Raw genomic sequence first — 14,185 nt, forward strand, 5'->3', positions numbered from 1 at the left:
TCTTATCTATAGGATAACTAATATTTATATAAGAAATATATAAGATAAACTTAAATATAACATTACACTATTAAAAATATTAAGGATAAAAAATGAATACAAAGTCACAAAGAATTATTGGGTTGACAGGAGGAATTGCTACTGGAAAAACCACGGTCTCTAATTACATCAATAAGATTTATAAAATTCCTGTTTTAGATGCTGATATTTATGCTAGAAAAGCTGTTTTACCAAATTCCCCCATCCTGCAAGAAATTTTTATTCGTTATGGACGATTAGTTCAGTTTCCAGATGGACAATTAAATCGTCAAGCGTTAGGAGATATCATTTTCAATGATATAGAAGAAAAACAGTGGTTAGAAAGTAAAATTCACCCTTATGTAAAAAATAAGCTTGAAAAAAAAATTAGTCAATCAAAATATTCAACGATAATTTTATCAATACCTCTACTTTTTGAGGCAAGATTAACTAATTTTGTTACAGAAATTTGGGTAGTTTATTCTTTTCGTAAAGAACAGATAAATCGATTAATAATAAATAATAATATGACAAAAAAACAAGCAGAGAAAAGAATATCAAATCAAATATATGTAGGATATAAAGCTAGTTTAGCTGATGTTGTCTTGTATAATTATTCAACTTTAGAGGTATTATATAGACAAGTTGATTTTTATATAAAAAATAAAACTTTTATTCATGTGTAAATTAGCAAAAATAAAGACAATGTAATTGTACTCAATATATTTAAGTTATAATTAATAATATTTAATCTCATGATTCTAGTTATTTTTTATTGTGCTTGTTTATTATCAATTAATTTTTTACCATTCTAAATAAAGGCTAAGCTTACCATTAGTAATGAGAAAAAATTAAATATTTAAGAACTAGTAAATCACTACATGGTTCTGATAATTACTAGATATTTAAGCAATCTAAATAGTAAAAATTTTTTGTATATATCTTTAGATAAAATAGATATAAAACTAAGATATATTGATGAGTGAGTGACATCTTATATCCTTTTAATAATATTGATAATAGTATCAGATTATAAAGCTTATTTATATTTAGAATCTAATAAGTTGACCTGTTTAATTGTCATCTAAACTTATATTGCTATATAAAGACATAAGTCTCACATTAGGTAGTTTGTATTTTCTATTATATAAGTTAATTAACTACTCTGTATAATAGTTAATATATTAGCTTAAATATAAGCTATCTAAAGAATAGAATTTTTACAAAAAACAAAAAAATAACTATCATATATTGTATAAGTAAATTAATTACACGGTATTATTTTCTGTATATTGTATTAATTTTTAATGTTTAAAATTAATACTATGTTCTATAAATACTGATTTTTAGTAATTAATTTATACAAATAAAAAACAAAAAAATCTTAATTTAAGAGTAAAAGTCTTGGAAAGCATTTCGAAAATAATTTTTGTCTTGTATTTTATTCCAGTCAAGGAATCAAGATTTAGAAGTTAGTTTCACTTTTAAGTAGTAAACCAAGCGCTACATAATAAGCTAAATACATCAAATGATAGGGAGAGCTCCGAAAGGTTAGGGTAAGGTTCTGGCGACGAAGCTAAGAAAGCTGATCTAAGATAAGTAAATCGACTTATATAAATAATTCAGAACAGTCCATACCTTAAAGACAGCCTCTTAGCTCTAGCTTAATAGGGACAAGTACTCCTAAATTGTGATAGATAGTTAGAATCTTCATAAGTCCGAAATAGTTTTTATAGTGATTAAACACTATATACATTGCAGTTAACAGACAATCCCCAATAGTATCTAAGTAGGTTATCCAGATGATGATAAACAAATGGCAACACTTTCCATCTAGAAAAAGTTAATGAAGTAATAAAGTCTTAAATTGTGAGCTAGGAAATTTCGCTTTACACGCCTGTGTAATCTATGGAGAAAAACACCACTAATCTATAAACTGTTTTCTAAGTTAATTCGTTTATACGGGACTGACGGGGCTCGAACCCGCAACTTCCGCCGTGACAGGGCGGTGCTCTAACCAGTTGAACTACAGTCCCATTTCCTAAGCCGTCCACTAATATAACTAAACTAACCAGGATTTGTCAACCCCTTAAAAAATTTTTTGCGATCATGATGGATAATCTTATGTCTTAGAGTATTTTTAACGATTGAAATTTTTATCATAAATCATCTTCTTATCCTTGGTAAAACAACTCAGTAGTAATGATTATCCAATGATAATCATTACTACTGAGTTACTACTAGTTTAGTTAAGGCATTTGTTTTTAACACATACCCTGATTAAAAGCTATAGAGAAAAAAATAATAAGACAAAACAAATCTAAGGTTCTTAGATTTGTTTTGTCTTATTATTTTTTTTGCCTTTAAATACCTATTTGTTCCTAACGCCTTTTACTAGCTTTTAAACTATTTATCAATCACTATAAATGATAGTAATTTAACTTTAATAATTATCATATTTTTGATATTATATTTAATATTTTTAGATTGCTATACTTTTTAAAAAACTACAACATTTAATTCAGCTAGAGTAGTTAATTATAGCATTAGACAAACTTAATAAGTATACTGTTTATTCAGTTAGTAAGGCAGCTATTTTATTAACGGCTCAATTGAGTTTTATGAACCTAGAATATTCTTTAGTCCATAAAAACTATTTAGTTATAAATAAGTAGTTATTGATTAAATTTAACTAATAAAAATCAGGAGATAGAGGATAAAGCATATGTCTAAAAATTATATATAAATTGATAACCAGTTAAAAATAAATTAACATAATAGATGAAATACTAGTTATTTTTTTAAAAACTATAACAGTCCACGATGTTTTAGTAAAAATTTAGTTTTAGGTTCTCGTCCCCGAAAAATCTTGAATACTTCCATTGGATGAATGCTTCCTCCCAATGCTAGGATTGTATTTCGGAATTTTTGACCAACTTTTGCTATAGCTTTATTATTTTCTAAATCTACTTCTTCAAAAGCGGCAAAGGCATCTGCACTTAATATCTCAGCTAATTTATAACTGAAATACCCAGCCGCATAGCTTCCTGAAAAAATATGGCAAAAAGTACATAAAAATGAATCTTCTGGTAATGGTTTCATGACCATTGTTTTTTGCGAAATTCTATCACGGACTTGACAGGGAGTTTCTTTGTCATTAGATCTGTAACGATGGTGTAATTCCAAGTCTAAAAGACTGAAATGCAACTGACGTAACATTGATGAACCACTCATATAATTACGCGCAGCCACTAATTTTTGATAATAATGTTCTGGTAAAGTTTCTCCTGTTTGATAATGTTTAGCTAGACTAAATAAAGTTTGACGGTCATAGCACCAATTTTCCATAAATTGGCTAGGTAATTCCACGGCATCCCATTCAACATTATTGATTCCTGATGCCCCTGGATAATCTACTTGAGTTAACATATGTTGAAGTCCATGCCCAAATTCATGAAACAAAGTAGTAACTTCATCAAAAGTCATTAAACTAGGATTTTCTCCCACAGGAGCGGTTTGATTGCAGATAAGATAAGCGACAGGTAAACGAGTATAAAATTGTTTGTCTGTTTTGATTTTTGCTCGACCAATACAATCATCCATCCAAGCTCCTTCCCGTTTTTCTAATGGACGACTATAAGGGTCAAGATAAAAGTAAGCAATTGCTTCCCCTAATTCATTGCTAACTTGGAAATAACGAACATCCCTATGCCACACAGAAGCTTGACCATCAGCAGGAGTTATAATTACTTGAAAAATCCGTTGTGCCAGAGTAAATAACCCATCCAATACTTGAGGTAAAGGAAAATAGGAGCGTAATTCTTCAGCAGTAAAATTAAACTTTGTTTCTCGTTGTCTTTCTGTCCAAAAATTGATATCCCAGTGTTTTAAATTATCAGTTTTAGCAAAAGTTTTTAAAGTGTTTAACTCATGAATTGCTGCTTTATAACTAACTTGCCGTAATTCTTCAAGAAGCTTTTCAGCTGTTTCTACATCAGCAACCATTTTACGGGCTAAACTAACTTCTGCATAAGTATTGTAGCCCAACAATTGGGCCATTTCCTGACGTAGTTCTAAAATACGTTCTATTAAGAGATTGTTATCTAAGTTTCCCTCAGAAGCACGAGTTAAAAAAGCTTTATAAACTTTTTCTCGTAAGTCTCGTTGTTCACTATTTTTTAAAAAGGGGACATAACTAGGATGATCAAGTGTAATGACCCAAGGACCTGTCTCTGGAGTCGCACTTTCTTCTCCTTCAGATCTGGCAGTTTGAGCAGCTAAGCTAAGTAAACTAGAGGATAACCCATTCACTTCTTTTTTTGTCGTTAATTTAAGCTTAAATGCTTTAGTTGAATCAAAAACATTATTAGAAAATTTATTAGATAGTTCTGCTAGTTCCAATTGAATTTGATTAAATCGTTCTCTTTTTCTTCCTGACAACTCTACTCCAGCGAGTTTTGCTTCACGAATAGCTGTCTCAACAATACGCTTTTGAGCAGATTCTAGATTATTCCACTTTTCACTATTTCTCAGGGCTTTAAATGCCTTATACAAGGACTGACTTTGGCTTATTTTATTGATAAATTGAATAACATGAGGTTGAGACTGTTCATAAGCTTTCCGTAGCTCAGGACTGTTTTTAACTGACATTAAATGCTCAACAACTCCCCAACTCCACTTTAACCGCTCTTCAATTTCTGTTAAAGGTTCTACTAATCCTTTCCAAGTAGGAGTAATATTCATTTCCAGATTAGTTAATTGGAAATCTAAGTTTTTAAGTAATGTAGTCATAGCCGGAACTACTTGATCAGTCCGAATTTGATGAAAGGGAGGGAGCCCTTTCCCAAGGAGTAATGGGTTATCGTTTATAGTCTCGTTGATCATAATTTGAATTATATAGTTCTATACAAGCTTAAGTAGAAATCAGAAAAAAGAAATAGTCTATCTAAAAATATAGAAAAAATATTGAAACATCAAGAACTTTGATTGATTAAAAATCTAACAAAAATATATAAATATTGCTAGGAGTTAATATATTATGACTAATATTTTTTTAAGCGGCAATATACCTATGCACTGGAGTTTACAAAATAACATGATGATTAACTTGACATAAAACGTTAATATATAATTTATATATATTAAAAAGGAATAAATCAGATTTTTCAAACATAACTTTAGACTTGACTAAACTAACAAAGAAAGAAAATGAGACAATTATTTATTCTTTTAAAAAAATAAATAATAGATTACAATTATCTATTTTTATTTTTTAAACGGACTAGTTACTAAAAAAGGTAAGTAAAATTTTAAAGTAAACATATTTTATATTTAATTGAAACCTACTCATATTTATCCTCGGAAAATAGTATTTACTTTGTACTCAGATAAATAATTAATAATACCCTTTATTACCTATATAAATATTAGTCGCTAAAAGAGCAAAATTTTATAGACAAGGCATACAAAATTATATTCAAATACTTACATAAACAATGGCTTAAATAGAAGCTTAATCACAGGTAACTTTCACCTCTTTATTTTAAATTTACCACTCAAACTGGTATTTATTTTTATAGTTTGTAATTAACATTTTAATAGAGTTCAATCTTATTTGAAAAATAAAGTATTACAATAATTATAGAATATGATTTATATTAATAAGTTTATTATACTGATCATCTTTTTTTCTTTAGAATAACTAAAATAAAAATCAAAAAAACATTATTAAGACATATAATAAGAGATGTTTGAACAAGCAATATATTTATCTATTGTCAATAGCAAAGTTTAATATAATTAACTACCTACATCTATTGTAAAATATAGTCTTTAGCCTATTTATTAATAAATAGAAGTCAGAAGTAGAGCAAAAAATAGACTTAATAGCCTGTTCATATTAAATAATTATTTAAATATTATTAAAATTAAAGCAGTAAACTATATTCTTTTAAAGGCTTAAAATTATTTAAAAAAATTAATTTTAAATTTATCTAAGCTATAAAAATAACTTTGATCATAGAAAATGTAAACAAAATTAATTTTAATTAAAAATCTATATTGAATACTATTATAATTTGAGTTTTATATGGATAATATTTCAATATAAACTATGCTTGAAAGCATATGATTTAACCAAAAAGTAATTTCATATTTTTTGGATTATCTTAAAATATTGCCTGCATTTTTTAGGGTTAAAAACAACAAACTAATACCGTTTATTTTTAGTACATTTTAAATCATATAAACATTAAAAACTATTTAAACTTAACTAAATTAATAACAAATATTTTTAGCAAGAATATAATCATAACAACTATCATCCTTTGGTGTTTATTATAATCAAAATCATCGTCTAATAAATTAACTCTATTTTTATTTATTGTTTCTCAGTTACTTTAAAACAATTCACGTATTATCCTAATTTGTAGAGGTTTTTGAACTGGCATTTGTATTTATTTTGTACAAATATCATTTTTTTACAACTAAGTATTTTAATTGTTAAAACTAATCTTAAAGACTTAAAATATTGATTGTTGTATTTTCAGACAAACTATTACTATTATTAGTTGATAAATTAAAAATTTATATCTTTATTTTTGTCAAATTTAATATCTCCTTTTAAATCTTATGAATTTAAAACACATATTTTTTATCTACTTAAACCTTGTTGTTATTAATTTATCAAATAAATAGTACTTTTTCTGCGATACTTATATAAACAATTCAATTTACAATTTAGAAAAGTAAAAAAACTGTAGACAACTAAATTTTGTACAATCAGCTAATCATTAACTAGAGATTTCAACGGTAGAGTACAAATCTATTCTTACATTTTTAGGAAAGTGTCATAGACAAAAGTTAATAGATTAGGAGTGCTAATATTAGTTTATATGAATCTCTACTTGCATGTCATAAAATGTAAAATGATTGATAACAAAACTTTATAAAACAAAATTTCAAGCATTATATTCATTTTAACGATGTCATAAGTTAACTTTTATTGACTTCACTATTTATTTTTTATAAGCATTTTATATTTGTATTTTTTAATAAATAGATTGTATAGGCTCTGGATAGTAGCTTTTTTACCTATTAATTCTTTGTTCATAAGGTATACTCCACCCCTAGTCAACGTATTAATAAAAATAAAATTTTTATATTCTTCTCTTTCTCTTATTTTCTTAAATCTTTCTATTTCATTCCTGAAATTGAAGTGTATGAACCAGCAAACTTAATATAAGAAAAACTTATATTAAGTTTGCTGGTTCATACACTTCAAACATTTAGCTTTCAAGTCTATATAAGAAAAATAAATGACGCACATGTTCTATGTTAAGATCATCTCTGACAACTAGAAATGTATCGAAACTATGGTAACTAAATGAAGTTACATCTGACTTATAAACGCATGAGATTCTAGGAAATATGATTTACACTAGATGCTCAACCTAAAAACCTAAATTAGGAATGATTGGGTGGTATTAGCATTATCTGAAAATTGAAAATGAGCTAATGGTATGATTTTGAGTTTTCAACTAGATTTTAATTGGGTTAAAATGATCTAGTATTTGTGTATGTTATCTTTAATGATTAATATCCAAGGAAACCAAAGCCACTCGACCAGCTAGAGTGATTTAATACAAATAGGACTCAACTGTTTAGTTGATTGTAACCACCATCAGTGAAAACAGTTAAAGTGTTTTCTAATCAGTTCTATTATCAACTCGATTCACCAAGGAAGCGTCTTGCATGTAATAAATGTTGGTGCTGACAAGTTAATTCAAAGAGGAGTCTATTAAATATCAAATTACAATTCTCGTTTTAAAATTGGTAGAGATACATCCAAAAAACGAGTAACCTCCTTAGACGAGATTACGTTAGCTCAATTTAGATAGCCAACGTTCAGGTGAAATATGGGGCTGAGTATAATTTTTTCGATTCTTTACTGGCTTAAAGTCAATCGCGACTACATTTAGAGAGTTTTTTGACCAATTTATTATCGACAGGCACTTGACTTAATAAAGTGTTCTGGTCGGCTACACAAGTTTGAGGGAATTGCATGCCAAAGCAAATTGTTATCGCAGAGCAACACCACATTGCTGCTGTTTTTTGGGAAGATCAAATTCAAGAGCTGGTGGTTGCTACTGGCAACCAACAAGTTAGTGACATTTATTTAGGAGTAGTGGAAAATGTAATCCCAGGTATTGATGCAGCATTTGTCAACATTGGGGATGCGGAACGCAATGGATTTATTCACGTCACCGATTTAGGTCCTCTTCGCCTAAAAAAAAGTGCGGGGGCTATTACAGAACTGTTGACTCCCCAACAAAAAGTATTGGTTCAGGTAATGAAAGAACCAACGGGGAATAAAGGACCACGGCTCACAGGGAATATTACGTTGCCAGGCCGGTACTTAGTCTTAATGCCATATGGTCGAGGAGTTAACCTTTCTAGAAGAATCAAAAATGATGATGAACGTAGTCGCCTACGTGCATTAGCTATTTTGATTAAACCTGCAGGAATGGGCTTACTAGTTCGTACAGAAGCCGAGGGGAAAGCTGAAGAAGCTATTATGGAAGATTTGGAGTTTCTGCAGCGACAATGGGAATCTATTCAAATTCAAGCCACTTCAACTCGTGCTCCTTCTCTTTTAAATCGCGATGACGATTTTATTCAAAGGGTATTACGAGATATGTACAGTGCTGAGGTAAATCGCATCGTTGTAGATTCTCAAGCCGGAGTTAAACGAGTTAAACAACACTTAATGAACTGGAGTGGTGGACGTTCTCCTGAAGGAGTATTGATTGATCATCACCGCGAACATCCTGGAGTTCTAGACTATTTTCGTGTTAATGCTGCGATTCGAGAAGCGCTAAAACCTAGGGTAGATTTACCTTCTGGCGGTTATGTTATTATCGAACCAACCGAAGCTTTAACAGTCGTCGATGTTAACTCTGGTTCATTTACCCGTTCGGCAACAGCAAGAGAGACAGTTCTGTGGACCAATAGTGAAGCAGCTACAGAAATTGCCCGTCAATTGCGTCTACGCAACATTGGAGGGGTAATCATTGTAGATTTTATCGATATGGACTCGCGGCGCGATCAACTTAAGCTTTTAGAACATTTTAATAAAGCTCTCAAATCTGATAAAGCTAGACCTCAAATTGCACAACTCTCAGAATTAGGTTTAGTTGAACTGACTCGAAAACGTCAAGGTAAAAATATTTACGAATTATTTGGTCAACCTTGTCCTAGTTGTGGCGGTTTAGGACATATGATTAGTCTTCCAGGACGCTCTGAATTAATTCCGTTAGACACAGTTACTGCCTCTTCCTCTTCCTCTTCCCCTTCGATAAAACCAGCAGAAAAACCTATGGACAGGTCTGAAATTTTTGGGGAATCTAGTTTTGAAGATGAAACATATCAGTCTCCTAGTCAACTAGAACTACTTCACCATCCAAGCTATCAAGAACAGAGTAATGTTCTAAATCCCACTCGTCGCCGCCGTCGTCGTCAATCCCAACCTCAGTTGAGGGATGAGTCAATAGCTAAAGTGGTTCCCAACGTTATAGTAAAAGAGAGTGAATATTTAGGGGAAATAGAAGCTGAATCGAGGAAAGAACGAGGTCAAAGACATTTGCGCCGAGAAGAAATACCAATAGAAAAGGTATTTGTGGAAATGGCTCCCCTAGAACAAAACCTTTATGCTTTGATGGGAGTTTCTCCGCTAGTGCATCTTGATCGTGAATTTAAGGATCCCAAGTCTGTATTAGTATCCGTTAATTCTCCTGAAAATTCAGTAAATGTCTCGAATAAACAAAAAATAACAGAAGAACAGGAGACAAAAAAGATACAAAAAATAACAGAAGAACAGGAGACAAAAAAGATACAAAAAATAACAGAAGAACAGGAGACAAAAAAGATACAAAAAATAACAGAAGAACAGGAGACAAAAAAGATACAAAAAATAACAGAAGAACAGGAGACAAAAAAGATACAAGAAATAACAGAGGAACAAGGGATACAGAAGATACAAGAAATAACAGAGGAACAAGGGATACAGAAGATACAAGAAATAACAGAGGAACAAGGGATACAGAAGATACAAGAAATAACAGAGGAACAAGGGATACAGAAGATACAAGAAATAACAGAGAAATACGAAATTCCTTGTGAAGATACGTCATTTGTTGTCTCTCAATCTATTCCTTATGGAGTATCTGAGTTTCTAGATGATGACGAAAAGACAGACAATAAAGCAACGGAAACAAAACCACTAGAAAGTGATTCCGAACGCCCTGTTATTCGTCGTCGTCGTCGTCGTTCTTCTGCTAAAGAAGCTTAAGAATTATCTTTACAGTCAATACAGATATATAAGAGGATACAAAGTAAGATTATCCCTTCTTATTGTTTAATAACAATAAGAAGGGCTCTAACAGAGCTGGCTTTATCTTGAACTTATCTTGCTAAAAAATTAGCAAGATAAGTTCAGTTTATTTGTGTACGTAAGTTCTTCTAAAGAATATCGATCAGCTATTTACTATAAATATAGTACTGGTATTTACCATAACAATTAAAATACTAACTACAATAGAACAAATAAACTATCATAAGCTATAAATTGATGTTTTTTAAATAACTTTTATTCTCGTATTTTCTATAGAAAATTTATATTTAAACTTCAAAAAACAATGATTTATATAGTTAATATTATAAATTTTCTATTTTTAACAACTTTTAAGTATGTCCCTAACTATTATTTCAACAGTTTAAAATAAGCGTAGATTATAAATAATCAAGCTTCATAAAATTACAGGGATATATCTTCAACTAAAAAATAGATTTAGAAAGATATTCTATTAGTTTCTTATCCATAATTATCTGAATTTCCCATTGGAGGTTACCGAAAACAGTTAAACAAGGATTTATAGTATCTTAAAGAATAATGAAGATCGAGATTGAAGACTAAAATAAATGTCCATAGTTAATAACTTAACTATGGACATTTATCTCTTTGTAAAAATTTCTATTGACTAAATGATAATCACGTAAACTGTAGATTAAGTTAAGTTGTTTAGATATAACTGTCCGAATCCCGATATAATCAATCAGATTACAAATTTATTGTCTATGGCTATTTCTATTGCTCATCTAGGTCCAACAGGAACTAATGCAGAAACGGCTACCTTAGCTTATCAGCGTTGGTTAGAGCAACAAGGAGAAACAAAATCTCTTTTATGCCCCTATCCGACAATTGCTCAAACTTTATATGCCGTTGCCTATGGGGAAACTCAACAGGCAGTTGTGCCGGTAGAAAATTCTACAGAGGGAACTGTAGCTATCATCCTCGATAGTCTTTGGCAATTAGATAAACTTAAGATTCAACAAGAATTAGTCTTACCCATTTCCCACGCTTTATTATCAAGAAGAAAATCTCCAAAAGGATTAAGAAAAGTTTATTCCCACCCTCAAGCTTTAGCACAATGTCAACATTGGTTAGAGCAAAATTTACCTTCTGTTTCCTTGATCCCAACAAATTCGACTACGGAAGCCCTGCATCAAATCGCTCTCGATTTAACCTCGGCGGCGATTGCTTCTCCTCGTGCTGCTAAATTGTACAATTTTCCTATTCTGGTAAATGATATTAACGATTATCCTGACAATTGCACTCGTTTCTGGATATTGGAACTAACGCCAACTAGCATAGAAGGAAGTCGGATTTCTTTAGGATTTAGTGTTTCTAATAATGTCCCTGGCACACTGGTCAAACCCTTAGAAGTATTTGCCAAACGGGGGATTAATTTAAGCCGTATAGAATCGCGTCCCACTAAGAGATCATTAGGAGAATATCTTTTTTTTATTGATATTGAGATCGACTCAGAGTTCAATTTTATTGAAGAAGCTTTGGCTGAACTAAGAATCTATACAGAAACTTTAAAGATTTTTGGAGGCTATAGAGTTTTTTCACTAAAAACCATAGATATTGCTCAGCTTTGAGCTATTCCTATTAATGCAATATACACTTTGCAATCGTTTCATCAGCTAAATGGTTACAGGTAGAAATTAACATCTTTGATTTATATATCGAGCGAGTTGTAGTATTTTGCATACTCAGTAAATTTTATTGTCTTGTGACTACGTCATAGAGATTTCCTGTAACCTATCAACTTTAAAACTTGATTTTGACTTAGAAACTTTCTAAGAATTGATATCATGACGGAGAGGGTGGGATTTGAACCCACGTTGGTTTGACCCAAACCCGATTTCAAGTCGGGCGCATTCGACCACTCTGCCACCTCTCCAATAAGATAGACAGCTTCTATTCTATCAAAAATTGTTAAACTGATGTGCAATTAATAAGACTTTAAGAATATCTAGTAAAAAGCCCCACATGTGATTACAGAATATGGGTTTTATTAGTCGATTAATTAAGGTAGCTTGGGACTTGGAAAGACTGTACCTGAGGCGGTTGTATCTTGATGACAATACAAATATTCTTGAGACACAATTACTCCATCAGTATTAATCCAAACCAAAGATATTTCCATAACTTCTCCCTTACTCAAAGATACTAATGAAAAATTACGTAATTTAACTTTATTCCTTTCTATATAACGAGGAACACTAGCAGCATTCAAATAAATTGTTTTTGTTGAATTACGTTTAACCTTAATTCTGAATTGAGAATTCGTATATCGTAATCGGTGATGCATATGCCCAAAAGTTACAAGAGGAACGTTCTTCCCTAAGGCGTGAACTTCAGCGATAGCCTGTGCAAAGTCAGGGTCTCCATGATCGCCTCCCAGGGGTTTCCAATCACGCCCGCAGATCGATTGGGGTTCTTCTCCTAATCCTGCTGGTCCATTATGTCCTAAAAAAATCATGGTGTTATGCGCTGCTTGTCGGGCTGCAGCAACAATTTTAGCGGTAGACTCTGCAAAATTAGAGACACCGTAGCGATCATGCAAGAAAGCCTTGTTTTTCCACTGAGATCCTCCCCAACTATAGGGACGACTTCCAACTACTGAGAGGTTTAATTCCTCAAAATCTAGTTTTGCATAGCCAACATGAGCTGTTCCTAATAAATCGAGTTGTGCTTGTAGCCAATCTTCTTTCGTTCGATCATAAGGACATTGTTCGCGCCCCCACTGTGAAGCAGTATACCAGGCATCATGATTGCCCATAATAGCTGCTTTAGGGAGATTGAGATCCGCGACTAGATGAACAATAGAAACTTCCTCATTTCCAAAATCTCCGACAAATAGAACAAGATCAACTCCTAAATTTTCTAGAGCGAGATTATCGTTTTCTTCCCATTGACCATGGACATCACCAACCACGGCAATAGTAACTTCTTGCTTTGAATAGTTAGCCATACTAGCTGGATAAGGACCCAATTAAGTTTTTTAGTCCGACCTAGTTATCGTTGTAGCTTTTAATTTCAACGATACTTGAGAGTAGTGATTTATTTTTAAGGCTTTTTTACTAAAGTCTTTTCACTTACCCGTTTATCATAACATACACAAAAAATATAACCTTTAATTTAATTAAAAGTGATGGGAACACTAAAATTAACTTTGCCTGTATCCTTATATTGATATTCTTTTGTGGCAAGGAATAAAGCTGGTTGCTGCAACATATAATTGTCAACAAAACCATTTTAGTTATAAATCTTATCTATCTAGGAGTGACAAAAAGAAAACTGTCACTTTTGTAAAAACCCTTAGAAGAAACTGATGAGATGATAAGTACGTGTGAGGAGTAAGAACGTAAAGACAAAAGCTTTCGGGGTCGAAACATGGCAAGACTCCCGAAAGTTTTTTGTTGTGAATATTAATTACTTATGTTCAAGTAGACTGTGCTGGTTATCTCTAATTGTGGAAGAAACGCTAAGATGACTAGCATAGTTCTATTTACTATTGATTTAATATTTTAAAGGGCAATTTCTAAAATCAGAGATTGGTCGCCACAAATAATTACGTTTGTATATATAATCTATTTCTGTTTATTATTTATCTCGTAAATCTGCATTTACTTATTTCTTGTTTATCTCAAAAAAACAAAATTATTCATTTTATTGTTTGGAAATAATTTTATTATAGTAATCATAGAATATCAGACATATTTTTTGTTAAAAAATATTATTTATAACATCAATAATTAA

5 protein-coding genes and 2 tRNA genes are annotated in these 14,185 nt (G+C 31.1%); 3 read left to right on the top strand and 4 right to left on the bottom strand.

What is annotated here, in order from left to right; genetic code table 11:
• Nucleotides 1–92 precede the first annotated feature (92 nt).
• Nucleotides 93–704, top strand: coding sequence for a dephospho-CoA kinase (gene coaE, locus OXU93_RS03295; RefSeq protein WP_267384458.1), 612 nt, complete (start codon nucleotides 93–95; stop codon nucleotides 702–704).
• Nucleotides 705–1,980: 1,276 nt separating this feature from the next.
• Here the strand turns inward: coaE and OXU93_RS03300 are convergent.
• Both OXU93_RS03300 and OXU93_RS03305 read right to left on the bottom strand, forming a co-directional pair.
• Nucleotides 1,981–2,054, bottom strand: a tRNA-Asp gene (locus OXU93_RS03300).
• Between the two features lie 772 nt (nucleotides 2,055–2,826).
• Nucleotides 2,827–4,902 carry a M3 family metallopeptidase gene (locus OXU93_RS03305; protein ID WP_267384459.1) on the bottom strand — a complete coding sequence of 692 codons (2,076 nt, stop codon included), beginning with the start codon at nucleotides 4,900–4,902 and terminating at the stop codon, nucleotides 2,827–2,829.
• Between the two features lie 3,178 nt (nucleotides 4,903–8,080).
• Between OXU93_RS03305 and OXU93_RS03310 the strand changes: the two genes are divergently transcribed.
• Entirely contained in the window at nucleotides 8,081–10,366 is a 2,286-nt protein-coding gene (locus tag OXU93_RS03310) for an Rne/Rng family ribonuclease (protein WP_416378783.1), read from the top strand.
• Nucleotides 10,367–11,151: 785 nt separating this feature from the next.
• Nucleotides 11,152–12,018, top strand: a complete 867-nt coding sequence (gene pheA / locus OXU93_RS03315) for a prephenate dehydratase (RefSeq protein WP_267384460.1) — start codon at nucleotides 11,152–11,154, stop codon at nucleotides 12,016–12,018.
• A gap of 220 nt (nucleotides 12,019–12,238) precedes the next feature.
• On the opposite strand, the gene OXU93_RS03320 is transcribed toward pheA, so the two are convergent.
• Nucleotides 12,239–12,323: transfer RNA gene (locus OXU93_RS03320), tRNA-Ser, on the bottom strand.
• A 126-nt stretch (nucleotides 12,324–12,449) separates the two neighbouring features.
• A complete protein-coding gene (locus tag OXU93_RS03325; RefSeq protein WP_267384461.1) occupies nucleotides 12,450–13,397 on the bottom strand; it encodes a TIGR04168 family protein in 948 nt (315 codons plus the stop codon).
• Between the last annotated feature and the right edge of the window lie 788 nt (nucleotides 13,398–14,185).

This window comes from Cyanobacterium sp. uoEpiScrs1, from assembly GCF_947331815.1.
In the GTDB taxonomy this organism is placed as follows: Bacteria; Cyanobacteriota; Cyanobacteriia; order Cyanobacteriales; family Microcystaceae; genus Rippkaea.

Excerpts from the sequence above, each read along its gene's own strand:
- OXU93_RS03310 (WP_416378783.1), top strand. The coding sequence starts at position 8,081 with ATGCCAAAGCAAATTGTTATCGCAGAGCAACACCACATTGCTGCTGTT.
- OXU93_RS03325 (WP_267384461.1), bottom strand. The coding sequence starts at position 13,397 with ATGGCTAACTATTCAAAGCAAGAAGTTACTATTGCCGTGGTTGGTGAT.
- OXU93_RS03305 (WP_267384459.1), bottom strand. The coding sequence starts at position 4,902 with ATGATCAACGAGACTATAAACGATAACCCATTACTCCTTGGGAAAGGG.
- pheA (WP_267384460.1), top strand. The coding sequence starts at position 11,152 with ATGGCTATTTCTATTGCTCATCTAGGTCCAACAGGAACTAATGCAGAA.
- coaE (WP_267384458.1), top strand. The coding sequence starts at position 93 with ATGAATACAAAGTCACAAAGAATTATTGGGTTGACAGGAGGAATTGCT.